A 26,818-nucleotide genomic window follows, 5' to 3' on the forward strand; every position below is an offset into this window, starting at 1 on the left:
TGAGTCGTGCTGTGTAACAACGATTAAATATCGATATTCGCCGCTTTCAGCGCGTTCTCTTCGATGAAGGCACGACGTGGTTCAACCGCATCACCCATCAGGGTGGTGAACAGCTGGTCGGCAGCAATCGCGTCTTTAACGGTAACGCGCAGCATGCGACGGCTTTCCGGATCCATGGTGGTTTCCCACAGCTGATCCGGGTTCATTTCGCCCAGACCTTTATAACGCTGGATAGAAAGGCCGCGACGGGACTCTTTCACCAGCCAGTCCAGCGCCTGCTCGAAGCTGGCTACCGGCTGACGACGTTCGCCACGTTCGATGAATGCATCGTCTTCAATCAGACCGCGCAATTTCTCGCCGAGGGTACAGATACGACGGTATTCCGGGCCGGTCACAAACTCGTGCTCCAGCGGGTAATCGGTATCGACGCCGTGGGTACGCACGCGAATAATCGGCTCAAACTGCTGAGCAGCATTCTGCTGAACGTCGAACTTCCACTGGCTACCGTGCTGCTCTTTCTCGTTCAGCTCGCTCACCAGAGCGTTTACCCAGCGGGTCACAGCCTGCTCGTTGCTCAGATCGGCTTCAGTCAGGGTTGGCTGATAGACCAGCTCCTTCAGCAGCGCTTTTGGATAGCGACGCTCCATACGACCAATCATTTTCTGCGTGGCGTTGAACTCAGACACCAGACGCTCCAGCGGCTCACCTGCCAGTGCCGGGGCGCTGGAGTTTGCGTGCAGGGTCGCGCCATCAAGTGCGATCGCGATTTGGTACTGATCCATCGCGTCGTCATCTTTAATGTACTGTTCCTGTTTGCCTTTCTTCACTTTGTACAGCGGCGGCTGTGCAATGTAGACGTGGCCACGTTCAACGATTTCCGGCATCTGACGGTAGAAGAAGGTCAACAGCAGCGTACGGATATGCGAGCCATCGACGTCCGCATCGGTCATGATGATGATGCTGTGATAGCGCAGCTTGTCCGGGTTGTATTCGTCACGGCCAATGCCGCAACCCAGCGCGGTGATCAGCGTCGCTACTTCCTGTGAAGAGAGCATTTTGTCGAAACGCGCTTTCTCAACGTTGAGGATTTTACCTTTCAACGGCAGGATAGCCTGGTTCTTACGGTTACGGCCCTGCTTCGCAGAACCGCCCGCGGAGTCCCCTTCCACAAGGTACAGTTCGGACAGCGCCGGGTCACGTTCCTGGCAGTCAGCCAGTTTGCCCGGCAGGCCAGCTAAGTCCAGCGCGCCTTTACGACGGGTCATTTCACGGGCTTTACGCGCCGCTTCACGGGCACGCGCTGCATCGATAATTTTACCAACAACAATTTTCGCGTCGTTCGGGTTTTCCTGCAGGTAGTCGCTCAGCAGTTCGTTCATCTGCTGTTCAACCGCCGATTTCACCTCAGAGGAGACCAGCTTGTCTTTGGTCTGTGAGGAGAACTTCGGATCCGGCACCTTCACGGAAACCACGGCAATCAGGCCTTCACGGGCGTCATCACCGGTGGCGCTGACTTTCGCTTTCTTGCTGTAGCCTTCTTTGTCCATATAGGCGTTCAGGGTACGGGTCATCGCCGCACGGAAGCCGGCAAGGTGCGTACCACCGTCACGCTGTGGAATGTTGTTGGTGAAGCAGTAGATGTTTTCCTGGAAACCATCGTTCCACTGCAGGGCCACTTCCACGCCGATACCGTCTTTTTCGGTGGAGAAATAGAAGATATTTGGGTGAATTGGCGTTTTGTTCTTGTTCAGGTATTCAACGAACGCTTTGATACCACCTTCATAGTGGAAGTGGTCTTCTTTGTTGTCGCGTTTGTCACGCAGACGAATTGAGACGCCGGAGTTCAGGAACGACAGTTCACGCAGGCGTTTTGCCAGGATGTCGTACTCGAATTCGGTGACGTTGGTGAAGGTTTCGAGGCTCGGCCAGAAACGCACCATGGTACCGGTTTTTTCGGTATCGCCGGTCACCGCCAGCGGCGCTTCAGGCACGCCGTGCTGATAGATCTGACGGTGAATTTTGCCTTCGCGCTGGATAACCAGTTCCAGTTTCTGCGACAGGGCGTTTACCACGGAAACACCTACGCCGTGCAGGCCGCCGGAGACTTTATAGGAGTTATCGTCAAATTTACCGCCTGCGTGCAGAACGGTCATGATCACTTCTGCAGCAGACACGCCCTCTTCCGGGTGGATACCGGTCGGGATACCACGGCCGTCATCCTGTACGGAAACGGAGTTATCGGCGTGGATGGTGACGATAATGTCTTTACAGTGACCCGCGAGCGCTTCGTCGATAGCGTTATCTACCACCTCGAATACCATGTGGTGCAGACCGGTGCCGTCATCCGTATCGCCGATATACATACCCGGGCGCTTACGCACCGCATCCAGCCCTTTCAGGACTTTGATACTGGAGGAGTCATAAGAATTCGACATCAACGTTTCTCGCTCATTTCAACTTGGGTTAATCCGTTATTTTACCCTTTTCCACGGTAAACATCTTCGAATTTTCGTCCGACATGTCCATAACGTGTTCAGCGCTAATGGCGCTGACGAAAACCTGCGACTGCGTGGCTTTTAAGCGGCTGGCAAGCAGTCCGCGCCGCGCGTCGTCAAGTTCCGAGGCAAAATCATCTATCAGGTACAGGCAGCGTCGCCCACTCTCACGGGTTAAAAACTCCCCCTGCGCCAGGCGCAGCGCGCACATCAGGAGCTTGAGCTGCCCACGCGACAGTGTGTCTTCCACCGGCGCACCGTCAGCACGAATGCGGAAATCCGCCTTGTGCGGGCCGTGCGCGGTGTAGGTCAACATACGGTCGCGCTCGAAGTTTCTCTCCAGCACATCGGCATAATCCGTCTCTTTTTCCCAGCCACGCTGGAAGGAGAAGGTGAGAGAAAATTCAGGTAAAAACTGTTTGCAGGTGTCGGCCATATCTTCGGCGATACCTGCGCTGTATTCGGCACGCCAGCGGCTGATTTGTTCCGCAAGAGGAATTAATTCCATGTCCCACGGGCGCAGCTGGGCGTAGCGCGTGACCTGGCGCAATGCGGCGTTACGCTGCTTAAGCAGACGCTTCAGGTTGCTCCAGGCGTTAAAGAAACCGGCTTCGTTGTGAAAGCATCCCCAGTCGAGGAACGCTCTTCTGTATTTGGGGCCGCCGTTGAGTAAAGTAAACCCCTCCGGCGTGATCAGCTGCATCGGCATCAGCAGCGCCAGCTCCGCCACTTTGTGGCCGTCGGTACCGTCGATGCGCACCTTGCTGTCGCCCTGCTTGTCCTTGGTCAGGCCAATGGCGGTTTCCCGCTCCGCCCCCTGCAAACGCCCGTGCAGAACAAAGGATTCCTGTTCGTGGCGAATCACGCGACCAATCTGCAAACTGCGAAACGCCCGGCCGTGGCCGAGCGTATAGATGGCTTCAAGCACGCTGGTTTTGCCGCTGCCGTTCGCGCCAACCAGGAAGTTAAAGCCAGGGGATAAAGCGAGATCCGCGCTTTCAATATTGCGAAAGTCGCGGATCAACAGACGGGTGAGCGACATTACAGTCTCATTGGCATAACAACATAAGCCGCGCTTTGGCTGGCCGCATCTTCAATCTGTACGCTCGAAACGGAGTCAGTCAGCAGAATGCGAACGTTCTCGCATTTCAGTGCATTCAGCACATCCAGCACGTAGCTGACGTTGAAGCCGATTTCCATCTCAGCCCCGGCGTAGGTGACATCCAGAATCTCTTCTGCCTCTTCCTGCTCCGGGTTGTTGGCGGTGATTTTGATCTGGTTTTCGCTCACATACAGGCGCACCCCACGGAATTTCTCGTTCGAGAGAATCGCCGCACGGGCAAATGCCTGCTTAAGGCTATCGCAACCCGCTTCCAGCGTTTTGTCCGGATTCTTCGGCAATACGCGGCGATAATCCGGGAAACGACCATCAACCAGCTTGGATGTGAAGACGAAATCGCCCACGTGTGCGCGGATGTTGTTGCTGCCGATTTGCACGCGCAGCGGCGTGTCGCCACCGTCGAGCATACGCATCAGCTCAATCACGCCTTTACGCGGCACGATCACCGAATGGTTTGGCAGCGCGTCACCAATCGGCATAGAACAAACCGCCAGACGGTGACCGTCGGTGGCCACGGTACGCAGCTCTTCACCTTCGGTTTCGAACAGCATGCCGTTTAAATAGTAACGAACGTCCTGGTGCGCCATAGAGAACTGCGTGGCTTCAATCAGACGCTTCATCGTCGCCTGCGGCAGGGTGAATTCAACTTCACTTTGCCAGTCGTCCAGGTTCGGGAAGTCAGCAGCAGGCAGCGTAGAGAGGGAGAAACGGCTGCGGCCAGAGCGCACCAGCATACGGTCGCCTTCCAGCTGCACCGCGATCTCAGCGCCTTCCGGCAGCCCACGGCAGATATCAAAGAATTTACGTGCCGGAACCGTGGTCGCGCCTGCGTCGTGCGGCTGAGTCAGCGTAACGCGCGCGATCATTTCCATTTCCAGGTCTGTGCCGGTCAGCGACAGCGTACCGTCCGCGACCTGAAGCAGCAGGTTTCCGAGGATAGGCAGCGTTGGGCGGCCACCTAATGGGCCACTCACCTGTTGCAGCGGTTTTAATAAATGTTCACGTTCAACGGTAAATTTCATAGCGTCACGATGATAATGTTCTGATTAAATTGGAAAAATCTTCTTTTATGTCGTGGCTTTCTTCGCGTAACTGCTCAATCTTGCGACAAGCGTGCAGCACGGTCGTATGGTCACGGCCACCAAACGCATCGCCGATCTCCGGCAAACTGTGGTTGGTTAACTCCTTTGCCAGCGCCATCGCCATCTGACGCGGGCGCGCCACCGAGCGGGAACGACGTTTAGACAGTAAATCTGCCACTTTGATTTTGTAGTACTCGGCCACCGTCTTCTGAATGTTGTCGATAGTGACCAATTTTTCCTGCAGTGCCAGCAAATCGCGCAGCGCTTCACGCACAAAGTCGATGGTGATCGCGCGGCCGGTAAAGTTGGCATTGGCGATTACGCGGTTCAGCGCCCCTTCCAGCTCACGTACATTTGAGCGCAGGCGCTTGGCAATGAAGAATGCCACTTTACCCGGCAGGCGAATGTCATTCTCATCGGCTTTTTTCATCAGGATCGCGACGCGGGTTTCCAGCTCCGGCGGCTCGATCGCCACGGTCAGGCCCCAGCCGAAGCGGGATTTCAGACGATCTTCCACACCGTTGATCTCTTTGGGATAACGATCCGAGGTCAAAATGATCTGCTGGTTACCTTCCAGCAGCGCATTGAAGGTGTGGAAAAACTCCTCCTGCGATCGTTCTTTATTCGCAAAGAACTGAATGTCATCGATCAGTAGCGCATCAACAGAACGATAATAGCGTTTAAACTCTTCGATCGCATTGTTTTGCAGGGCCTTTACCATGTCCTGAACGAAGCGCTCGGAGTGCATATACACCACTTTCGCATTGGGCTTGCGCGCCATAATGCCGTTACCCACCGCGTGCAGAAGGTGCGTTTTACCCAGACCCGTGCCACCATAGAGGAACAGCGGGTTATAGGCACCACCAGGGTTATCTGCCACCTGGCGAGCCGCCGCGCGTGCCAGCTGGTTCGATTTACCTTCCACGAAGTTATCGAAGGTGTGTTTGACGTTAACGTTAGAGCGGTAGGTCGGTTCTGCCGGGGCAGGAACGTTATCCCAACCTGGACGAGCGGCAGGGGCAACGCGAGGAGCCGGCGCGGGTGCGGCCTGAGCAGGCGCCGCCACGTTTACGGTTTCACGCACCGTCTGGGTGACCGGCTTTGTGCCCACTTCAAAGCGCAGTTGCGGGGCGTCTGACCCGCAGAAATCATTCAGCAGTCCGTTGATGTTATTAAGGTACTTGTCCCTTACCCAATCGAGCACAAAACGGTTTGGCGCATACAAAGCCAGCGTGTTATCGCTCAGTTCCGCCTGCAACGGGCGGATCCACATACTGAATTCTGTGGCTGGTAACTCATCCTGCAATCGGGCAAGACACTGCTGCCAAAGCGAAAGTGACACGGCGGACTCCACTCGAACAATAAAAGAAAACTATTGAATATTCATGATTGTTGGCGCACACCGACATGACCCCATCAGGGTGATGTGCGAACCGCTATCTGCGGTTATACACGCCATCGTTGAGACAACCTGAACGATGTTGTGTTTATGCCCGGCCAGGATCGTTGGATCCCGATCGGGACCGCGGATCATAGCCTAAACTGAGCCAGAGATCTTCTGTTTCTCACAGATTCTTCCCGATTTATCCACAGGAAGATCCGAAACCGGGTAAGTGTAAACGATCCTGGCAGGAGTGCCCCACGATTTAGCCCGCATATTGGAAAATTTAATGAGAACAGACAATTTTTTGCTTAAATGATCTAACGAAGATCCAGGACGATCCTTGCGCTTTGTTGATGAGACCGTATAATCCTCGACCCGGCGCGTGATGCTCATCTTCCTGCGTCGTCCGTTGCTCATTTTCCACGCGAAATCGTGCGGAAATACGCGGGAAATAAGGAAAGAGAATTGACTCCGGAGTGTACAATTATTACAATCCGGCCTCTTTAATCACCCACGCTGAGGCGTTAGTCGTTCGAATCTCGTTCGGGTATACGCAAAAGTCAGTGAATTTATTCAAGTTTAGGTAGAAATCGCCATGAAACGCACTTTTCAACCGTCTGTACTGAAGCGCAACCGTTCTCACGGCTTCCGTGCTCGTATGGCTACTAAAAATGGTCGTCAGGTTCTGGCACGTCGTCGTGCTAAAGGCCGCGCTCGTCTGACCGTTTCCAAGTAATAAAGCTAACCCCTGAGTGGTTAAGCTAGCATTTCCCAGGGAGTTACGTTTGTTAACTCCCACTCAATTCACTTTCGTCTTCCAGCAGCCACAACGGGCTGGCACGCCGCAAATCACCATCCTCGGCCGCCTGAATTCGCTGGGGCATCCCCGCATCGGTCTTACTGTCGCCAAGAAAAACGTTAAGCGTGCGCATGAACGCAACCGGATTAAACGTCTGACGCGTGAAAGCTTCCGTTTACGTCAGCACGAACTGCCTTCTATGGATTTCGTGGTGGTGGCGAAAAAAGGGGTTGCCGACCTCGATAACCGTGCTCTCTCGGAAGCGTTGGAAAAATTATGGCGCCGCCACTGTCGCCTGGCTCTCGGGTCCTGATAGCCCTCATTCGGGTCTATCAACGCCTGATTAGTCCGCTACTCGGGCCGCACTGCCGTTTCACGCCAACATGCTCAAGCTACGGAATTGAGGCATTGCGCAGGTTTGGAGTGATAAAAGGCAGTTGGTTGACGGTGAAACGCGTATTAAAATGCCACCCTTTACACCCAGGTGGAGACGACCCCGTCCCCCCAGGACCCTTTGATACCAGAGAACACTAACGATGGATTCGCAACGCAATCTTCTTATCATCGCTTTGTTGTTCGTGTCTTTCATGATCTGGCAGGCATGGGAGCAGGATAAAAATCCTCAACCCCAGCAGCAGACCACGCAGACCACGACCACCGCAGCGGGTAGCGCCGCCGACCAGGGCGTACCGGCCAGTGGCCAGGGGAAACAGATTACGGTTAAGACCGATGTGCTTGAGCTGACTATCAACACCCGTGGTGGTGATGTTGAGCAGGCGCTGCTGTTGACCTACCCGAAAGAGCTGAAGTCTACCGAACCGTTCCAGTTACTGGAAACCACGCCTGAGTTTATCTACCAGGCGCAGAGCGGCCTGACCGGTCGTGATGGCCCGGATAACCCAGCTAACGGTGCGCGTCCACTGTACAACGTCGAGAACGACACTTTTGTACTGGCTGATGGTCAGAACGAACTCGTTATCCCGATGACCTACACCGACGCGGCAGGCAACACGTTCACCAAAACCTTCACCCTGAAACGCGGTGAATACGCAGTGAACGTGGGCTACAGCGTACAGAACGCCGGTGCGAAACCGCTGGAAGTATCGACCTTTGGTCAGCTGAAGCAGTCCATCAATCTGCCGTCTCACCGTGACACCGGAAGCAGCAACTTTGCGCTGCATACCTTCCGTGGCGCGGCGTACTCCACGCCTGATGCGAAGTATGAGAAATACAAATTCGACACCATTGCCGATAACGAAAACCTGAACGTCAGCGCTAAAGGCGGTTGGGTGGCCATGCTGCAGCAGTATTTCGCGACGGCATGGGTGCCAAATAACGACGGTACCAACAACTTCTACACCGCGAACCTGGGCAACGGTATTGCAGCCATCGGCTACAAATCTCAGCCGGTTCTGGTTCAGCCGGGTCAAACCGGTAAGCTGGCAAGCACCCTGTGGGTGGGCCCTGAAATCCAGGACAAGATGGCCGCAGTTGCGCCACACCTGGATCTGACCGTCGATTACGGCTGGTTGTGGTTCATCTCTCAGCCTCTGTTTAAGCTGCTGAAGTTCATCCACAGCTTCCTGGGTAACTGGGGCTTCTCCATCATCGTTATCACCTTCATCGTGCGTGGCATCATGTACCCGCTGACTAAAGCGCAGTACACCTCCATGGCGAAGATGCGTATGCTGCAGCCGAAGATTCAGGCAATGCGCGAGCGTCTGGGCGATGACAAACAGCGTCAGAGCCAGGAGATGATGGCCCTGTATAAAGCAGAGAAAGTGAACCCACTGGGTGGCTGCTTCCCGCTGCTGATTCAGATGCCTATCTTCCTTGCGCTGTACTACATGCTGATGGGTTCCGTTGAGCTGCGCCATGCGCCGTTCGCACTGTGGATCCATGACCTGTCCGCACAGGACCCGTACTACATCCTGCCGATCCTGATGGGCGTGACGATGTTCTTCATCCAGAAGATGTCTCCGACCACGGTGACCGACCCGATGCAGCAGAAGATCATGACCTTCATGCCGGTCATCTTCACCGTGTTCTTCCTGTGGTTCCCGTCAGGTCTGGTGCTGTACTATATCGTCAGCAACCTGGTGACCATCATCCAGCAGCAGCTGATTTACCGTGGTCTGGAAAAACGTGGCCTGCATAGCCGCGAAAAGAAAAAGTCCTGATTCGGTGAGTTAACGCTAAAATAAGGGCGGTCGATTGACCGCCTTTTTTATTTGTTTTGAACGAGAGCAACCATGAGCCATAACGACACTATCGTCGCCCAGGCAACCCCACCGGGACGCGGTGGTGTAGGCATTTTGCGTATCTCCGGCCTGAAGGCGCGCGAGGTCGCTGAAGCGGTGCTGGGTAAACTGCCAAAGCCGCGCTACGCTGATTATCTGCCGTTTAAAGATACCGACGGTACCCCACTGGATCAGGGCATTGCGCTGTGGTTCCCCGGCCCGAACTCCTTTACCGGTGAAGACGTGCTAGAGCTGCAGGGTCACGGTGGCCCGGTCATCCTCGACCTGCTGTTAAAACGCATTCTGACATTGCCGGGCCTGCGCATTGCAAAGCCGGGTGAGTTCTCCGAACGTGCCTTCCTCAACGACAAGCTCGACCTGGCACAAGCCGAGGCGATTGCAGACCTGATCGACGCCAGCTCTGAACAGGCGGCTCGCTCTGCCCTGAACTCGTTGCAGGGCGCGTTTTCCGCACGCGTAAATCATCTTGTGGAAGCACTTACTCACCTCAGGATCTACGTCGAAGCAGCGATTGACTTCCCGGATGAGGAAATCGACTTTCTCTCTGACGGTAAAATTGAAGCCCAGCTCAATGATGTGATGGCCGATCTCGATGCCGTTCGCGCTGAAGCGCGTCAGGGGAGCCTGCTGCGTGAAGGGATGAAGGTGGTCATCGCGGGTCGTCCGAATGCCGGGAAATCGAGCCTGCTGAACGCCCTGGCGGGCCGCGAAGCGGCTATCGTGACCGACATTGCCGGGACCACCCGTGACGTGCTGCGCGAGCATATTCACATTGATGGCATGCCGTTGCATATCATCGACACCGCGGGTTTGCGTGATGCCAGCGACGAAGTGGAGCGTATTGGTATCGAGAGAGCCTGGCAGGAGATTGAGCAGGCCGACCGAGTGCTGTTTATGGTAGATGGCACCACGACCGACGCCGTTGACCCGGCGGAGATCTGGCCGGACTTTATCGCCCGTCTGCCGGCTAAACTGCCGATCACCGTGGTGCGTAACAAAGCAGACGTTACCGGCGAAACGCTGGGCATCAGCAATGTGAATGGTCACTCACTTATTCGTCTGTCGGCCCGCACCGGCGAGGGCGTTGATGACCTGCGTAACCATCTCAAGCAGAGCATGGGCTTTGACACCAGCATGGAAGGCGGCTTCCTGGCGCGCCGTCGCCACCTGCAGGCGCTGGAAGAGGCGGCACGTCACCTCGAGCAGGGCAAAGCCCAGCTGATTGGCGCATGGGCGGGTGAACTGCTGGCAGAAGAGCTGCGCCTGGCGCAGCAGAATCTGAGTGAGATCACCGGGGAGTTTACGTCGGATGATCTGTTAGGGCGGATCTTCTCAAGCTTCTGCATTGGTAAGTGAACCCTGCTACTGAATGGTGGTTTCCCCTCAGGAAATCACCATTGTCCAAATGGCAACTCGCCTCTTTCCCTTTCTCCCCCTATTCTGCTTGCCTGCATTCATGGGGGTTTTATGGCTCGTTTTCTGTTCTGTAGTTTTGCGCTGGTACTGCTTTATCCGTCTGGCATTGATATGTATCTGGTTGGGTTGCCACACATCGCCCATGATCTCGGGGCCAGCGAAGCGCAACTGCACATCGCGTTTTCGGCCTATCTGGCGGGGATGGCGTCGTCGATGGTGTTTGCCGGAAAAATCGCGGACAGGGCCGGTCGTCAGCCTGTCGCCATCGCCGGTGCGGTGATTTTTGCTCTGGCTTCCCTGCTCTGCTCAGTTGCGCAGGACAGCACCCTGTTTCTTACGGGGCGCTTTATCCAGGGGATTGGTGCAGGTGGCTGTTACGTGGTGGCCTTCGCGATCCTGCGCGATACCTTAAGTGCCCAGCGGCGCGCCAAAGTCCTCTCGATGCTGAACGGCATCACCTGCATCATTCCGGTGCTGGCACCGGTCGTGGGTTATTTGATCATGCTGAAATTCCCGTGGCAGAGTCTCTTCTGGACCATGGCGGCCATGGGCGCGCTGGTATTTGTTCTGTCAATTGCCGTACTGAAAGAGAGCCATCCGGGTTCGCAAAGTACGGGGCATACCGCCACCCTCCATCCGGCCGAAAAGCTCCTTAACCGCTTTTTCATCAGCCGGTTAACGATCACCACCCTGAGCGTGGCCGTGATCCTCACCTATGTAAACGTTTCCCCGGTGCTGCTGATGGAAACCATGGGCTTCGATCGCGGGCAGTATTCCACGGTTATGGCGTTAACCGCGATGGTCAGTATGGCGGTCTCGTTCTCGACGCCGTTTGCGCTGAATATCTTCCGCCAGCGCACGCTGATGCTCACCTCACAGGGACTGTTTCTCGTCGCGGGTGTGATCCTGGCTGCTACCAGCTCTCATGCGGTAATGCTGGTGGGGATCACCCTGATTTGCGCCGGATTCTCCGTTGGCTTTGGCGTGGCGATGAGCCAGGCACTTGGTCCGTTCTCGCTTCGGGCTGGCGTGGCAAGCTCCGCGCTGGGTATCGCCCAGGTATGCGGTTCGTCTCTGTGGATATGGCTTGCGGCCATAATGGGCCTTAATGCGCTCAATATGCTGATCGGGATTCTGATTGGCTGTAGCATGCTCTGCATCATTTTACTTATGGTCATCCAGCCCGCGGCGCATTATGAAGAAGCCAATCAGCAGTCTCGATCTTAACCTGTTGTTGTGCCTGCAGCTTTTACTGCAGGAACGCAGCGTCACCAAAGCCGCGAAGCGGATGAATGTGACGCCGTCGGCGGTGAGTAAATCGCTGGCGAAACTGCGCGACTGGTTCGACGACCCGCTGTTTGTCAAAACGCCGTTAGGACTCCTGCCGACGCCGCTGACCATGAGCCTGGAACAGGATCTGGCTGACTGGATGCAAATAGGCAACCAGATCCTCGACAAATTCCACCATGACGCGCCGGGCGGGCTGACGTTCGTGCTGGCAGCCGAAACACCGCTGATGCTGATCCGCTTTAACGCCCTGCTTGAGCAGGTGAACCAGCGCTATCCGCAGGCTACGGTAAAGATGCGTCACTGGGACTACGACTCGCTGGATGCCATCACGCGCGGCGAAGTGGATGTTGGCTTCACCGGACGAGAGACGCACCCGCGTTCGCGCGAGCTGCTGAAGCTGATGCCGTGGTTTATCGATTACGAGATCCTGTTCAGTGACCGTCCTTGTGTCTATCTGCGCGAGGACCATCCCGCGCTTCAGGAGGAGTGGAACCTCGAGACCTTCCTGCGCTATCCGCATATCAGCATCTTCTGGGAGCGCAGTGACACCTGGGCGCTGGATGAGGTACTAAAAGAGATGGGGCGCGAGCGAAACATTGCCATGAGTCTGCCCGGTTTTGAACAGTCGATGTTTATGGCGGCACAACCCGGACATAACTACATCGCCACTGCGCCACACTACTGCCATCACTATAATCAACTCCACCAGCGGAAGCTGATTGCCCTTCCGATTCCCATTGATGAAGCGCAGGCTGAAAAACTGAACGTTCCCTTCACGCTCATCTGGCATAAACGGAACAGCCATAATCCGAAAATCCTCTGGCTGCGCGAGACCATCAAGGCGTTATATGGTGCCAGCGATCCAATTTTCGCCTAAGAAAATGTAAAGTTGGGTCCTCAGCCTTTTCTTACGACCATTTACTGATTAAAACAGGAGCTGAGTTAGGCGATAATAATGTAACCGTTTAACCGACTACGACCATTATCAAGGAGCGAAAAATGGCTACGCACTTTGCAAGAGGGATACTGACAGAAGGTCGTCTCGTATCGGCCAGAATTTCGTCAGCGTGTCACAGTGAAGCGCTCAAACTTCCGGAGCACCGCAGGACGCGTTTTCTGGCTTCCCGGGCGCTGCTTGCTGAACTGCTCTTTATGCTGTACGGCACCAGTGAGCTGCCGGACATCATCAACCAACCAGAAGGTCGCCCGGTCTTTGCCGACCCGGAACTGCCGCGTTTTTCCATTGCCTATACGGGCAATATTATTGGCGTAGCACTCACCACCGAAGGAGATTGCGGGCTGGATATGGAGCTTCAGCGCGCGACACGTGGTTTCCACGGCACTAACCCACATGACGACTACCCGCTCTCCAGCAATGAGCAGCTGTGGGTGCGCAACCAGAACGATCCCACTGAGGCCCGGGCCCAGCTTATCACCTTGCGCCAGAGCATTCGCAAGCTCTGTGGCTGCGCGTCAGACGACGCCCGTCAGTTGCAGCTGTTGCCGGGTTCCGGTCGCCTGCGCTCCACGCAAGCCGCGCTGGTAGAAGCGCTCAGCGATGTCGAGGACGTGTTGATCTGGTCTGTCGCGGTGACTCCCGCCATTGAGCGGCTGAAAATCTGGGAATTTGACAGTAAACAGGGATGGAGTAGCCTTCCGGATGTGCCCGAGCGTGCCAACGAACCTGCCGCGCGCCTGATGAGATTAACCAGTTTACCGGCAGAAAAAGCATATACCCTTAGCTGATCCATTCAGGGTCATCATGATGAAACAGGAGTAATCATGTCTGATACGTTGAAAGTCGTTACATTACTGGGAAGCCTGCGCAAAGGTTCATTTAACGGGATGGTTGCCCGTACGCTGCCACAGCTGGCACCGGCGGGTATGGAGATTAGCGCCCTGCCTTCCATTGGTGACATCCCGCTTTACGATGCGGATGTGCAGCAGGAAGAAGGGTTCCCGCAGAGCGTTGAAGCCCTGGCTGAGCAAATTCGTCAGGCTGACGGGGTGGTGATTGTGACGCCGGAGTATAACTACTCGGTTCCGGGTGGTCTGAAAAACGCGATTGACTGGTTATCCCGTCTGCCGGAGCAGCCGCTTTCAGGTAAGCCGGTGCTGATCCAGACCAGCTCAATGGGTGCCATTGGCGGTGCGCGCTGCCAGTATCATCTGCGCCAGATCCTGGTATTCCTGGATGCAATGGTCATGAACAAGCCAGAATTTATGGGCGGTGTGATTCAGAATAAGGTCGACCCGCAGACGGGTGAAGTGGTGGATCAGAGCACGCGTGACCATCTCTCTGGCCAGCTGACGGCGTTTGGTGATTATATCAAGCGGGTGAAGGCGTAAGCCGGAGCGGCCTTATGCCCTCACCCCAGCCTTCTCCCACTAGAGAGGCTGCAAACACTAAAGCCCTTTTCTTCGAAAAGGGCTTGCTGTTTATTTGGCGTCGATAAACACAATCTTCAGCACAAACAGCAGTGCCACAATGATGACGCACGGGCTGAGGTCACGGAAACGACCGGTACCAATCTTCATCACGCAGTAGGAGATAAAGCCCAGCGCGATACCTTCAGTAATGGAGAAACTGAACGGCATCATTACCGCGGTAATAAACGCCGGTACTGCTTCGGTTAAATCATCCCACTTCACGCGCGACAGGCTGGAGGTCATCAGTACCCCCACGTAGATCAGCGCACCGGCAGCCGCATACGGTGGAACCATGCCAGCCAGGGGAGAAAGGAAGATCACCAGCAGGAACAGAATCCCCACCACTACCGCGGTCAGACCGGTACGGCCACCCACAGAGACACCGGAAGAAGACTCAATGTAAGCGGTAACAGATGAGGTCCCGATAAAAGCACCGCTGACAGAAGAGATACTGTCCACAAACAGCGCCTGCTTCATACGCGGGAATTTGCCTTTCTCATCCGCCAGACCCGCTTTGTCGGTCACACCGATCAGCGTGCCGGACGAGTCAAACAGGTTCACCAGCATGAAGGAGAAAATCACCCCCGCCAGGCCCAGATTCAGGGAACCCGCCAGATCTACATGGCCAACGACGGTAGAGACGCTCGGTGGTGCGGAGACGATGCCGTTGTAGTGAACGTCACCCAGCATCCAGCCCAGCAGGGTGGTTACCACGATGGACACCAGCACCGCCGCATGAATATTGCGGGAAGCGAGGATCGCGATGATAAAGAAGCCCAGTACGCCCAGCAGCACATTATGGGAGGTCAGGTGACCGATGCTCACCAGCGTATCCGGGTTAGCGACGATAACACCGGCATTTTTCAGCCCCATCATACCGATGAACAGACCGATACCGCTGGTGATACCCACGCGCAGGCTGACAGGAATGTTCGCAATCATCCAGTAGCGTACGCGGAAAACAGTCAGCAGCAGCAGGCCAACCGCGCCCCAGAAGATAGCGCCCATGCCGACTTGCCACGGCAGCCCCATCGCCTGAACCACCACGAACGCAAAGAATGCGTTAAGCCCCATCGCCGGAGCCAGTGCAACCGGCAGGTTAGCAAACACACCCATCAGAATGCTGCCAAGTGCAGCGATCAGGCAGGTCGTAACGAAGACGGCGCTGGTATCCATGCCAGCAACGCCCAGAATTTGTGGGTTAACAAAAACGATATAGACCATCGTCAGGAAGGTGGTGAAACCGGCGATCACTTCGGTGCGTGCCGTTGTGCCGTGCTCGCGCAGTTTAAACACGCGCTCAAGCAGACCCTGACCAGATGTCTGGGTTGTGTGTTGTTGACTCATCATCAATTTCCGAACAAGGAGGGAAAATTCGTCGCTATCCTATACCAAAATGCGACAATAGTGGCGGTTACGAGATACTTTTTTCATTGATTTTGCTTATACGGCAACGATTGCGTCTCGTTTAACTGCTATACGTAAACGTTAAACTTGTTAAAAGGGAAAGGCATGTCCGGAATTGAAGCGGTATTTTTCGACTGCGACGGTACGCTGGTCGACAGTGAGGTCATTTGTTCCCGCGCGTATGTCGCCATGTTCCAGGAATTTGGCATTACGCTCGATCTCGACGAGGTGTTCAAACGCTTTAAGGGCGTGAAGCTGTACGAGATCATCGACATCATTAACGACGAACACGGTGTGGATCTGGCGAAAACGGATCTGGAACCGGTGTACCGCGCCGAGGTCGCACGCCTGTTCGATTCTGAGCTGGAGGTCATTGCCGGCGCAAACGCGCTGCTGGATGCCATGACGGTACCGATCTGTGTGGTCTCCAACGGTCCGGTCAGCAAAATGCAGCACTCGCTGGGTAAGCTTGAGATGCTGCACCACTTCCCCGAAAAACTGTTCAGCGGCTACGATATCCAGCGCTGGAAGCCAGACCCTGCGCTGATGTTCCATGCGGCAAAGGCGATGAACGTTAACGTGGAGAACTGCATTCTGGTGGATGATTCCTCTGCGGGCGCGCAGTCGGGCATTGATGCAGGAATGGAAGTGTTTTATTTCTGTGCCGACCCGCATAACAAGCCGATCGATCATCCCAAAGTGACGACCTTTACCGATCTGGCGCAGCTGCCAGCGTTGTGGAAGGCGCGCGGGTGGGATATTACGCGGTAGATTTTTGTAGGCCCGGTAAGCGCAGCGCCACCGGGCATTTTAACGACTGATTACTCTTTCGGATCTTTACCCGCCAGCAGCTTGTCCAGCTCGTCGCCGCCCACGTGACGGAAGTCCTGACCTTTCACGAAGTAGAAAATGTATTCGCAAATGTTCTGGCAGCGGTCGCCGATACGCTCGATAGAGCGCGCGCAGAACAGGGCGGTCAGTACGCTCGGGATCGTACGTGAATCCTCCATCATGTAGGTCATCAGCTGACGCACGATACCTTCATACTCCTGGTCGACTTTCTTGTCTTCACGGTAGATACGCACCGCTTCGTCCAGATCCATACGTGCAAAAGCATCCAGCACGTCGTGCAGCATTTGCACGGTGTGACGACCCAGCGACTCCAGGCTCACCAGCAGCGGCTGGTGCTGCTGAGAGAATTTCTCCAGCGCGGTGCGGCAGATTTTATCCGCCACGTCACCAATACGTTCCAGCTCGGCGATGGTTTTAATGATGGCCATCACCAGACGCAGGTCGCTCGCTGTCGGCTGACGCTTGGCGATGATGCGCACGCACGCTTCGTCAATCGCCACTTCCATCATGTTGACGTTTTTATCGCCTTCGATAACGCGCTTCGCCAGTTCGCTGTCCTGGTTATGCATCGCCGTGATCGCATCAGAAAGCTGCTGCTCGACCATGCCACCCATGGTCATGACCTGAGTACGAATACTTTCCAGCTCTGCGTTGAACTGGCCGGAAATGTGTTTATTAAGATTGAGATTGTCCATAGCGCGCTCCTGAATCAACCGTAACGGCCGGTGATATAGTCTTCTGTTTGCTTTTTAGCGGGCTTGGTGAACAGATCGTCCGTGTTACTGAACTCAATCAACTCGCCCAGGTACATAAACGCCGTGTGATCGGAGCAACGCGCAGCCTGCTGCATGTTGTGAGTCACGATAACCACGGTGTAATCCTGCTTCAGCTCGGTGATCAGCTCTTCAATACGACCGGTTGAGATCGGGTCCAGCGCTGAACACGGCTCATCCAGCAGCAACACTTCCGGGCGAATGGCGATACCGCGCGCAATGCACAGACGCTGCTGCTGACCACCGGAGAGAGAGTAACCGCTCTGGTGCAACTTATCTTTGGTTTCGTTCCATAATGCGGCCTTGGTCAACGCCCACTGTACGCGCTCGTCCATATCGGCACGGGAGAGCTTTTCAAACAGGCGTACGCCAAACGCGATGTTGTCGTAAATCGACATCGGGAACGGAGTCGGTTTCTGGAACACCATCCCCACTTTCGCACGCAGCAGGGCGATATCCTGACTATTGGTCAGAATGTTGTCACCATCCAGAATGATTTCGCCTTCGGCACGCTGCTCCGGATAGAGCGAGTACATTTTGTTAAAGGTGCGCAGCAGTGTGGATTTACCACAGCCGGACGGACCGATGAATGCCGTTACCTGGTTTTTCGCGATATCCAGGTTGATATTCTTCAGGGCATGGAATTTGCCGTAGTAGAAGTTCAAATCACGAACCTGAATCTTACCCGGGGCAGTATCAACCATACTCATTGACTCATTTCCTCATTCGGCGCCGCGAGCTGCCGCGCCGTAAAAAATTAACCGTGTTTCTTCTTCGCGAAAATGACGCGCGCCAGAATGTTCAGCAACAGTACGCAAAGGGTGATGATCAGCACCCCGGCCCAGGCCAGCTGCTGCCATTCCGCGAATGGGCTCATCGCAAATTTAAAGATCGTCACCGGCAGGTTGGCGATCGGCTGCATCATGTCCGTGCTCCAGAACTGGTTGGAGAGCGCGGTAAACAGCAGCGGTGCCGTTTCACCCGCGATACGGGCAATGGCCAGCAGAATACCGGTCATGATCCCGGAGACAGAGGCTTTAAGCGTAATCGCGGAGATCATTTTCCATTTCGGTGTTCCCAGCGCATACGCCGCTTCACGCAGGCTGTCCGGCACCAGTTTCAGCATGTTCTCGGTGGTACGAATGACGATTGGCACCTGCAGCAGCGCCAGCGCAATCACACCCGCCCAGCCAGAGAAGTGTTCCATCTGTGCCACCACAATGGTGTAAACAAACAGACCCACCACAATAGACGGGGCAGAGAGCAGGATGTCGTTAATGAAACGAATCACTTCCGCCAGCCAGGATTTACGGCCATATTCTGCCAGATAGATACCCGCCATAATGCCCAGCGGCGTACCGAATACTGTCGCCCACAGGATCAGCAATCCGCTGCCTGCCAGGGCGTTCGCCAGTCCTCCACCCGCGGTGTTCGGTGGCGGCGTCATTTCAGTGAACAGCGCCAGAGACATGCCGTCGATACCGCGAACCACGGTCGAGAAGAGGATCCAGATCAGCCAGAACAGACCGAAGGCCATCGTCGCCATCGAGAGCGTCAGCGCAATACGGTTCTTGAAGCGACGCTTCGCCTGCATTTTGCGGCGTGATTCCGCAAGCTGAGTGGTGCTTTGCATTTCGAGAGTTGCCATTAGCGTGCCCCCTCATTTTTCGCGAGACGCAGGATCATCAGCTTGGAGATCGCCAGCACGATGAAGGTAATCACGAACAGGATCAGACCCAGCTCCATCAGCGCCGCCACGTGCAGCCCGGATTCCGCTTCGGCAAATTCGTTCGCCAGCGCGGAGGTAATACTGTTACCCGGCATATAAAGCGAGGCACTGTCGAGCTGGTAGGTGTTACCGATGATAAAGGTCACCGCCATGGTCTCACCCAAAGCGCGCCCTAAGCCCAGCATCACGCCACCGATCACCCCATTTTTGGTGAACGGAAGGACGATACGCCAGATGACTTCCCAGGTGGTGCAGCCAATACCGTAGGCCGACTCTTTCATCATCACCGGGGTTTGTTCGAAGACATCGCGCATGACAGCCGCAATGTACGGAATAATCATGATGGCGAGGATCACCCCTGCCGCCAGAATACCGATACCGAATGCCGGGCCGGAGAAGAGCGCCCCCACAAACGGAATAGCGGAGAGAACATTACCCACCGGCTCCTGGAAATACGTGGCAAACAGTGGCGCAAAGATAAACAGGCCCCACATGCCGTACACGATACTTGGAATGGCCGCCAGCAGTTCAATGGCGATACCCAGCGGGCGTCGCAGCCAGCCCGGTGCCAGTTCCGTCAGGAACAGGGCGATACCAAAGCTTACCGGAACTGCAATCAGCAGGGCGATGAACGAGGTCACCAGCGTGCCGTAAATCGGCACCAGCGCACCATAGATATCGTTTGGCGCGTCCCACTCTTTGGTCCACAGGAAGGAGAAACCGAATTTCTGGATGCTCGGCCAGGAGGAGAAAATCAGAGACACGATAATGCCGCCCAGCAGCAATAGCACAATCAGCGCAGCCAGTTTCACCAGCGCGCTGAAAATCATGTCACCTTTTTTACCCGGAGGGTTAAATGCAGGCTTGGTTGCAGCCATAAAATACTCTTCTGTTTGAGACGTTTTTACGAATATGCCCGGTGGCGCTGACGCTTTCCGGGCCTACAGCGTTAGCCGTAGGGCGGGTAAGCGCAGCGCTACCCGCCATCTTCGTTAAATATATCCTGTTAGTACAGCGCTTTACCGCTGCTGTCTTTCACGTTGGTTTTCCATGCAGCACGAATCTGCTCAACCACGCTGTCTGGCAGGCTGGCGTAATCCAGGTCATTAGCCTGTTTGCCGCCGTTTTTGTAAGCCCAGTCGAAGAACTTCAGCACTTCAGCGCCCTGCTCAGGTTTCTTCTGTTCTTTGTGAACCAGAATGAAGGTAGTGGACGTGATTGGCCACGCGCCTTCACCTTTCTGGTTAGTCAGGTCCTGAGCGAAGGATTTGCTCCAGTCAGCGCCTTTTGCAGCGTTGGCGAAGTTCTCTTCGGTCGGGCTGACTGGCTTGCCATCAGCAGAAACCAGTTTGGTGTAGGACAGGTTGTTCTGCTTGGCGTACGCATATTCTACGTAACCGATAGAGCCTGGCAGACGCTGTACGAACGCAGCGATACCGTCGTTGCCTTTACCGCCCAGACCGGTTGGCCAGTTAACGGTAGAGCCGGAACCGACTTTAGATTTCCACTCTTCGTTCACTTTCGCCAGGTAGCTGGTGAAGACGAAAGAGGTACCAGAACCATCCGCGCGACGAACCACGGCGATGTTCTGAGAAGGCAGTTTCAGGCCAGGGTTGAGTTTAGCGATGGCTTCGTCATCCCATTTTTTAATTTTGCCCAGGTAGATATCACCCAGGGTTTTGCCGTCCAGCACCAGCTCACCTGACTTCACGCCCGGCAGGTTGATCGCCAGAACCACACCGCCGATAACGGTCGGGAACTGGAACAGGCCTTCCTGAGCCAGTTTGTCATCAGACAGCGGAGCGTCGGATGCGCCGAAATCAACGGTATTTGCGGTAATTTGTTTTACGCCACCGGAGGAGCCGATACCCTGATAGTTAACCTTATTACCGGTTTCTTTCTGGTAGGTATCCGCCCATTTGGCATACACCGGCGCAGGGAAGGTTGCACCAGCGCCAGTCAGGCTTGCTTCTGCAAATACAGAGAAAGCGCTCAGAGATAAGGTCGCGGCGACAACAGTTGCGACAGTGGTACGCATAACTTTCATAATGTCTCCTGCAAGGATTTCGTAAATCATTGTTTAAGTGGCTACGATGAGCAAAATAGGACAAACAGGTGACAGATAAATGTACGAATTATGACAGTTTTATGACAGTGAAAGTTTAGCTTAAATTTAAGCGAAACATTCTTTAATTATCATCATGTTAGCCACAAGCATGACAACAAGTTTTCAGTAATATTTTCTTTATGTGACACTGAAAAAAGTAGCTGAAGATGACAGATTGTCATAAATAAAAACGCGAATGCGTTGATTAAAAACAAACCAGGCAGGGTAAAAGCTCCACCCGAAGGTGGAGCCTGGAGGGATTATTCTACGGTGACAGATTTCGCCAGATTACGCGGCTGGTCGACGTCGGTGCCTTTGATCAGCGCAACGTGGTAAGCCAGTAACTGCAGCGGAACGGTGTAGAAGATGGGGGCAATAACCTCTTCCACATGCGGCATCTCGATGATGTGCATGTTATCGCTGCTGGCAAAACCGGCGTCCTTATCGGCGAAGACGTACAGTACACCACCACGGGCGCGAACTTCTTCGATGTTGGATTTCAGTTTCTCCAGCAGTTCATTGTTAGGTGCCACAACGATAACCGGCATATCTGCGTCAATCAGCGCCAGCGGGCCATGTTTCAGCTCGCCTGCCGCGTAGGCTTCAGCGTGGATGTAAGAGATCTCTTTCAGCTTCAGCGCGCCTTCCAGCGCAATCGGATACTGATCGCCACGGCCCAGGAACAGGGCGTGATGTTTGTCGGAGAAATCTTCAGCCAGAGCTTCAATCCGCTTGTCCTGAGACAGCATCTGCTCAATACGGCTCGGCAGCGCCTGCAGACCATGAACAATGTCATGCTCAACAGAAGCATCCAGCCCTTTCAGGCGCGCCAGTTTCGCCACCAGCATCAGCAGAACCGTCAGCTGAGTGGTAAACGCTTTGGTAGAAGCCACACCGATTTCGGTGCCCGCTTTGGTCATCAGCGCCAGATCGGACTCACGTACCAGTGAAGATCCCGGCACGTTACAGATAGCCAGCGATCCCAGGTAGCCGAGCTCTTTCGAGAGACGCAGCGCCGCCAGGGTATCAGCCGTTTCGCCAGACTGAGAAAGGGTGATCATCAGGCTGTTACGACGCACCGCAGATTTGCGGTAGCGGAATTCAGAGGCGATTTCCACATCGCACGGCACGCCAGCCAGCGATTCAAACCAGTAGCGAGAGACCATCCCGGAGTTGTAGGAGGTACCGCAGGCCACAATCTGAATGTGCTCAACCTTGCTGAGGAGCTCGTTTGCGTTGGCACCCAGTTCGCTCAGATCCACTTCTCCGTGGCTGATACGACCGGTCAGGGTGTTTTTGATGGCATTTGGCTGCTCGTAAATCTCTTTCTGCATGTAGTGACGGTAAGCGCCTTTGTCGCCCGCGTCGTACTGCAGATTGGATTCAATCTCAGGGCGCTTCACCTGCTCGCCTGTGGTATCGAATACCGTCACGCTGCGGCGAGTCACTTCTGCGATATCCCCCTCTTCCAGGAAGATAAAGCGGCGGGTGACCGGCAGGAGCGCCAGCTGGTCAGAAGCGATAAAGTTTTCGCCCATGCCCATACCAATAACCATCGGGCTACCGGAACGCGCAGCCAGCAGCGTGGACGGGTCACGGGAGTCCATGATTACCGTGCCATACGCACCGCGCAGCTGTGGGATCGCGCGCAGCACCGCGTCACGCAGTGTGCCGCCCTGTGCCAGCTCCCAGTGCACCAGGTGCGCAATCACTTCGGTATCGGTTTCTGAAACGAAGGTATAGCCGCGCGCTTTCAGTTCTTCGCGCAGCGGTTCGTGGTTTTCGATAATGCCGTTATGCACGACCACGATGTGTTCAGACACATGCGGGTGCGCGTTGCCTTCAGACGGTTCGCCGTGCGTCGCCCAGCGGGTATGCGCAATACCGGTGCCACCGTGCAGCGGGTGTTCTTCCGCGGCCTGGGCCAGCATCTGCACTTTACCGAGGCGGCGAAGACGGGTCATATGACCTTCTGCATCCACTACTGCCAGACCGGCAGAGTCGTAGCCACGGTATTCCAGACGACGTAAACCTTCGAGAAGGATTTCAGCAATATCACGCTGCGCAACTGCGCCAACAATTCCACACATAGTTAGATTTCCTGATTATGGCGTTATGCCATGCGTTGTCGCTGACCTGTATTTGCCCTTTCCGGGCACCCCGAGCCTTGTAGAGAGTGGGGTTATTGTTATGGGTACTGCTTGTGGGGGAGATATATCTTTATCTCCTCTCCGGGTTTGCCTGACGACGGCTACGCCTTATCAGACAAACTTAATCGTAGGGCGGGTAAGCGTAGCACCACCCGCCTTGTTGTTACTTCTTCTTCACCGGGCGTTTCCAGCCCTGCTTGTGCACCTGCGGCACACGGCTTAATACCAGCTCGTTATCGGCGATATCGCGCGTAACGGTTGTCCCGGCGGCAATCGTTACCCCATTACCCACGGTAACCGGTGCCACCAGCTGTGTATCAGAACCGACAAACACATCATCACCGATAATGGTTTTGAACTTGTTGGCACCGTCATAGTTGCAGGTGATTGTGCCTGCACCAATATTGACGTTATCACCAATTTCCGCATCGCCCAGATAGGTCAAATGACCGGCTTTAGAGCCTTTACCCAGACGCGCTTTTTTCATCTCAACGAAGTTGCCCACGTGAGCGCCTTCCAGCAGCTCAGCCCCCGGGCGCAGACGCGCGAACGGCCCAATAGTGCATGCCGCGTCAAGATGGGCATCTTCCACCACGCTGTATGGGCTAATTTCGCAATCGTCACCGATGACGCTGTTTTTGATCACACAGCCCGCACCAATTTTGACGCGGTTGCCCAGCGTAACGTTACCTTCCAGGATAACGTTAGTATCAATCTCAACGTCGCGCCCGTGCGCTAACGTTCCACGCAGATCGAAACGCGCCGGATCGCGCAGCATCACGCCGGCCAGCAGCAGCTTTTCGGCCTGTTCGGACTGATAAACGCGCTCCAGACGGGAAAGCTGCAGACGGTTATTCACCCCTTCCGTTTCACTGATACGTGCCGGATGAACCGCCGCAATCTCGCGCCCTTCCTGGTATGCCATCGCAATGATATCGGTGATGTAGTATTCACCCTGCGCATTGTTGTTGTTGAGCTTCGACAGCCAGCGCTTTAAATCGGCGCCATTCGCAATCAGGATACCGGTGTTGATCTCCTGAATCTGGCGCTGTGCTTCACTGGCGTCTTTGTGTTCAACGATACCCGTTACGTTGCCGTTTTCACGAGTAATGCGACCGTAGCCGGTTGGATCGTCCAGCACAACGGTTAATAGACCGATACCGCCCTGCGGTTTGGCTTCACGCAGGCGAGTCAGTGTGTCGATGGAGATCAGCGGAACATCGCCGTAGAGCATCAGAATGTCTTCGTCATCGGCAAAGAACGGTGCTGCCTGCTGCATTGCGTGACCGGTTCCCAGCTGTTCAGCCTGAAGCACCCAGTTGAGGTTGTCATCGCTCAGCGTCTTTTTAAGCAGATCGCCGCCGTGGCCGTAGACCAGGTGGACCTGACGGGCGCCCAATTCATTTGCTGCATCAATGACATGCTGCACCATTGGCTTTCCTGCCAGTGTATGAAGCACTTTAGGCAGATCGGAATACATGCGGGTACCTTTGCCTGCGGCAAGGATCACCACGCTCATCGCACTGTTTGACATACGCATCCTGACGGTAGTTTGAGTGAGAAGTAAAAACGTTTGGTGCTTAAAATTCTACATCTTTTTCATCATGAATTAAGGACGAAAAAAAAAGCCAGCCTGGTATCCAGACTGGCTTTTGTGCTTTTCAAGCCGGTGTTACATCGCTTTTTTGGTCAACTCGATAACGCGCAGTTTGGCGATCGCTTTGGCCAGCTCCGCAGACGCCTGAGCGTAATCCACGTCACCATGAGAGCTGCTAATGTGCTCTTCAGCCTTACGCTTCGATTCCAGGGCTCGCGCTTCGTCGAGATCCTGGCCACGAATAGCGGTATCGGCCAGAACGGTCACACTGCCAGGCTGCACTTCAAGAATGCCGCCGGACAGATAGATAAACTCTTCGTGACCGAACTGTTTAACGATGCGGATCATACCAGGCTTAATGGCGGTGAGCAGCGGTGCGTGACCCGGGAAAATACCCAGTTCACCTTCACTACCCGTTACCTGGATTTTCTCGACCAGACCAGAGAACATTTGTTGCTCTGCGCTGACGACGTCCAGGTGGTAAGTCATTGCCATATCACCCTCCGATTAAGGCGTTAAAGTTTTTTGGCTTTTTCCACAGCTTCTTCGATGGAACCAACCATGTAGAACGCCTGCTCCGGCAGGTGATCGTATTCGCCTTCCATGATGCCTTTAAAGCCACGGATGGTGTCTTTCAGGGAAACGTATTTACCTGGAGAACCGGTGAATACTTCCGCAACGAAGAACGGCTGGGACAGGAAGCGCTGGATCTTACGCGCACGTGCTACCACCAGTTTGTCTTCTTCAGACAGTTCATCCATACCCAGGATGGCGATGATGTCTTTCAGTTCCTGGTAACGCTGCAGCAGGGACTGTACGCCACGCGCGGTGTCGTAGTGTTCCTGACCAACAACCAGTGGATCCAGCTGACGGCTGGTGGAGTCCAGCGGGTCAACGGCCGGGTAGATACCCAGAGACGCGATCTGACGGCTCAGTACCACGGTTGCATCTAAGTGCGCAAAGGTGGTTGCTGGTGATGGGTCAGTCAAGTCATCCGCAGGTACGTATACCGCCTGCACGGAAGTGATAGAACCGGTTTTGGTAGAGGTGATACGTTCCTGAAGAACACCCATCTCTTCCGCCAGCGTTGGCTGGTAACCTACCGCTGAAGGCATACGACCCAGCAGTGCAGATACTTCGGTACCGGCCAGGGTGTAACGGTAGATGTTATCAACGAACAGCAGAACGTCACGGCCTTCGTCACGGAACTTCTCAGCCATCGTCAGGCCAGTCAGCGCAACGCGCAGACGGTTTCCTGGTGGCTCGTTCATCTGGCCATAAACCAGGGATACTTTGTCCAGAACGTTGGAGTCGGTCATTTCGTGGTAGAAGTCGTTACCCTCACGAGTACGTTCACCTACGCCCGCAAATACGGAGTAACCGGAGTGCTCGATCGCGATGTTACGGATCAGCTCCATCATGTTTACGGTTTTACCTACACCCGCACCACCGAACAGACCAACTTTACCGCCCTTCGCAAACGGACACATCAGGTCGATAACTTTGATACCGGTTTCCAGCAGTTCCTGAGAGCTGGACAGCTCTTCGTAGGAAGGTGCCGCGCGGTGGATAGCCCAACGCTCTTCTTCACCGATGTCGCCTTTCATGTCGATTGGCTGACCCAATACGTTCATGATACGACCCAGTGTTGCTTTACCTACCGGGACTTCGATCGGGTGCTCAAGGTCTTTTACTTCCAGACCACGACGCAGACCGTCGGAAGAACCCATCGCGATGGTACGCACGATACCACCGCCGAGCTGCTGCTGAACTTCCAGCACCAGGCTCTCGTTACCATTCTGTACCTCAAGCGCGTCGTACACGCGTGGTACGGCGTCCTGAGGGAACTCGACGTCCACCACGGCGCCGATTACCTGGACAATCTTTCCAGTAGCCATCTTGAATCCTCTACGTAATTCGTAAACC

24 protein-coding genes are annotated in these 26,818 nt (G+C 54.9%); 10 read left to right on the forward strand and 14 right to left on the reverse strand.

Translation table 11 applies throughout. The annotated features are described in order from the left end of the window. Window positions 1-23: 23 nt before the first annotated feature. The 4 genes from gyrB to dnaA are packed head-to-tail and all read right to left on the reverse strand — an operon-like array spanning window position 24 to window position 6,039. Entirely contained in the window at window positions 24-2,435 is a 2,412-nt protein-coding gene (gene gyrB / locus EKN38_RS18645; RefSeq protein ID WP_014830030.1) for a DNA topoisomerase (ATP-hydrolyzing) subunit B, read from the reverse strand. 28 nt (window positions 2,436-2,463) lie between these two features. Next, entirely contained in the window at window positions 2,464-3,537 is a 1,074-nt protein-coding gene (recF, locus tag EKN38_RS18650; RefSeq protein ID WP_014830029.1) for a DNA replication/repair protein RecF, read from the reverse strand. After that, entirely contained in the window at window positions 3,537-4,637 is a 1,101-nt protein-coding gene (dnaN, locus tag EKN38_RS18655) for a DNA polymerase III subunit beta (RefSeq protein ID WP_014830028.1), read from the reverse strand. The genes recF and dnaN overlap by 1 nt, the downstream gene beginning before the upstream one ends. A 4-nt stretch (window positions 4,638-4,641) precedes the next feature. Continuing rightward, window positions 4,642-6,039: a chromosomal replication initiator protein DnaA gene (dnaA, locus tag EKN38_RS18660; protein ID WP_126522513.1), complete on the reverse strand. Its 1,398-nt coding sequence runs from the start codon at window positions 6,037-6,039 to the stop codon at window positions 4,642-4,644. Between the two features lie 637 nt (window positions 6,040-6,676). Here dnaA and rpmH point away from each other — a divergent pair. The 9 genes from rpmH (at window position 6,677) to EKN38_RS18705 (ending at window position 14,196) form a co-directional block, all read left to right on the forward strand. After that, window positions 6,677-6,817, forward strand: coding sequence for a 50S ribosomal protein L34 (rpmH, locus tag EKN38_RS18665; protein ID WP_000831330.1), 141 nt, complete (start codon window positions 6,677-6,679; stop codon window positions 6,815-6,817). A 16-nt stretch (window positions 6,818-6,833) separates the two neighbouring features. Continuing rightward, window positions 6,834-7,193, forward strand: coding sequence for a ribonuclease P protein component (rnpA, locus tag EKN38_RS18670; RefSeq protein WP_014833841.1), 360 nt, complete (start codon window positions 6,834-6,836; stop codon window positions 7,191-7,193). Next, on the forward strand, window positions 7,157-7,414 hold the full coding sequence (yidD, locus tag EKN38_RS18675) for a membrane protein insertion efficiency factor YidD (protein WP_001307474.1): 258 nt from the start codon (window positions 7,157-7,159) through the stop codon (window positions 7,412-7,414). The genes rnpA and yidD overlap by 37 nt, the downstream gene beginning before the upstream one ends. Before the next feature lie 2 nt (window positions 7,415-7,416). Beyond that, window positions 7,417-9,060: a membrane protein insertase YidC gene (gene yidC, locus EKN38_RS18680; protein ID WP_014833840.1), complete on the forward strand. Its 1,644-nt coding sequence runs from the start codon at window positions 7,417-7,419 to the stop codon at window positions 9,058-9,060. Between the two features lie 72 nt (window positions 9,061-9,132). Next, window positions 9,133-10,497 carry a tRNA uridine-5-carboxymethylaminomethyl(34) synthesis GTPase MnmE gene (gene mnmE, locus EKN38_RS18685; protein ID WP_014833839.1) on the forward strand — a complete coding sequence of 455 codons (1,365 nt, stop codon included), beginning with the start codon at window positions 9,133-9,135 and terminating at the stop codon, window positions 10,495-10,497. Between the two features lie 111 nt (window positions 10,498-10,608). After that, window positions 10,609-11,784, forward strand: a complete 1,176-nt coding sequence (locus EKN38_RS18690) for an MFS transporter (RefSeq protein WP_014833838.1) — start codon at window positions 10,609-10,611, stop codon at window positions 11,782-11,784. Further along, on the forward strand, window positions 11,753-12,724 hold the full coding sequence (yidZ, locus tag EKN38_RS18695) for an HTH-type transcriptional regulator YidZ (protein WP_014833837.1): 972 nt from the start codon (window positions 11,753-11,755) through the stop codon (window positions 12,722-12,724). The genes EKN38_RS18690 and yidZ overlap by 32 nt, the downstream gene beginning before the upstream one ends. Window positions 12,725-12,846: 122 nt before the next feature. Further along, a complete protein-coding gene (locus EKN38_RS18700) occupies window positions 12,847-13,593 on the forward strand; it encodes a 4'-phosphopantetheinyl transferase family protein (RefSeq protein WP_014833836.1) in 747 nt (248 codons plus the stop codon). A 36-nt stretch (window positions 13,594-13,629) separates the two neighbouring features. Further along, on the forward strand, window positions 13,630-14,196 hold the full coding sequence (locus tag EKN38_RS18705; protein ID WP_014833835.1) for an NADPH-dependent FMN reductase: 567 nt from the start codon (window positions 13,630-13,632) through the stop codon (window positions 14,194-14,196). A 90-nt stretch (window positions 14,197-14,286) separates the two neighbouring features. On the opposite strand, the gene adeP is transcribed toward EKN38_RS18705, so the two are convergent. Then, window positions 14,287-15,624: an adenine permease AdeP gene (adeP, locus tag EKN38_RS18710; RefSeq protein ID WP_014833834.1), complete on the reverse strand. Its 1,338-nt coding sequence runs from the start codon at window positions 15,622-15,624 to the stop codon at window positions 14,287-14,289. 165 nt (window positions 15,625-15,789) lie between these two features. On the opposite strand from adeP, the gene yieH reads away from it, so the two are divergent. Continuing rightward, window positions 15,790-16,455 carry a 6-phosphogluconate phosphatase gene (gene yieH / locus EKN38_RS18715; RefSeq protein WP_014833833.1) on the forward strand — a complete coding sequence of 222 codons (666 nt, stop codon included), beginning with the start codon at window positions 15,790-15,792 and terminating at the stop codon, window positions 16,453-16,455. A 50-nt stretch (window positions 16,456-16,505) separates the two neighbouring features. Here the strand turns inward: yieH and phoU are convergent, their stop codons facing one another. The 9 genes from phoU to atpD form a co-directional block, all read right to left on the reverse strand. Beyond that, entirely contained in the window at window positions 16,506-17,231 is a 726-nt protein-coding gene (phoU, locus tag EKN38_RS18720; RefSeq protein WP_008500182.1) for a phosphate signaling complex protein PhoU, read from the reverse strand. Between the two features lie 14 nt (window positions 17,232-17,245). After that, window positions 17,246-18,019, reverse strand: a complete 774-nt coding sequence (pstB, locus tag EKN38_RS18725; RefSeq protein WP_014833832.1) for a phosphate ABC transporter ATP-binding protein PstB — start codon at window positions 18,017-18,019, stop codon at window positions 17,246-17,248. Between the two features lie 47 nt (window positions 18,020-18,066). Then, window positions 18,067-18,957, reverse strand: a complete 891-nt coding sequence (gene pstA / locus EKN38_RS18730; RefSeq protein ID WP_014833831.1) for a phosphate ABC transporter permease PstA — start codon at window positions 18,955-18,957, stop codon at window positions 18,067-18,069. Next, entirely contained in the window at window positions 18,957-19,916 is a 960-nt protein-coding gene (gene pstC, locus EKN38_RS18735; protein WP_013099411.1) for a phosphate ABC transporter permease PstC, read from the reverse strand. The genes pstA and pstC overlap by 1 nt, the downstream gene beginning before the upstream one ends. 128 nt (window positions 19,917-20,044) lie before the next feature. Beyond that, window positions 20,045-21,085 (reverse strand): phosphate ABC transporter substrate-binding protein PstS, encoded by a 1,041-nt coding sequence (gene pstS, locus EKN38_RS18740; RefSeq protein WP_014833830.1) that lies wholly within the window; start codon window positions 21,083-21,085, stop codon window positions 20,045-20,047. A 320-nt stretch (window positions 21,086-21,405) separates the two neighbouring features. Further along, the gene (gene glmS / locus EKN38_RS18745) at window positions 21,406-23,235 is read right to left on the reverse strand and encodes a glutamine--fructose-6-phosphate transaminase (isomerizing) (protein WP_014833829.1); all 1,830 of its coding nucleotides are present in this window, start codon (window positions 23,233-23,235) and stop codon (window positions 21,406-21,408) included. A 223-nt stretch (window positions 23,236-23,458) separates the two neighbouring features. Next, window positions 23,459-24,829, reverse strand: coding sequence for a bifunctional UDP-N-acetylglucosamine diphosphorylase/glucosamine-1-phosphate N-acetyltransferase GlmU (glmU, locus tag EKN38_RS18750; RefSeq protein WP_014833828.1), 1,371 nt, complete (start codon window positions 24,827-24,829; stop codon window positions 23,459-23,461). Window positions 24,830-24,967: 138 nt separating this feature from the next. Then, the gene (locus EKN38_RS18755; protein WP_006177560.1) at window positions 24,968-25,387 is read right to left on the reverse strand and encodes a F0F1 ATP synthase subunit epsilon; all 420 of its coding nucleotides are present in this window, start codon (window positions 25,385-25,387) and stop codon (window positions 24,968-24,970) included. A 20-nt stretch (window positions 25,388-25,407) separates the two neighbouring features. Then, window positions 25,408-26,790 (reverse strand): F0F1 ATP synthase subunit beta, encoded by a 1,383-nt coding sequence (atpD, locus tag EKN38_RS18760; RefSeq protein ID WP_003862362.1) that lies wholly within the window; start codon window positions 26,788-26,790, stop codon window positions 25,408-25,410. Window positions 26,791-26,818 lie beyond the last annotated feature (28 nt).

This window comes from Enterobacter sp. WCHEn045836 (assembly GCF_003965585.1).
Taxonomy (GTDB): Bacteria; Pseudomonadota; Gammaproteobacteria; order Enterobacterales; family Enterobacteriaceae; genus Enterobacter; species Enterobacter dissolvens.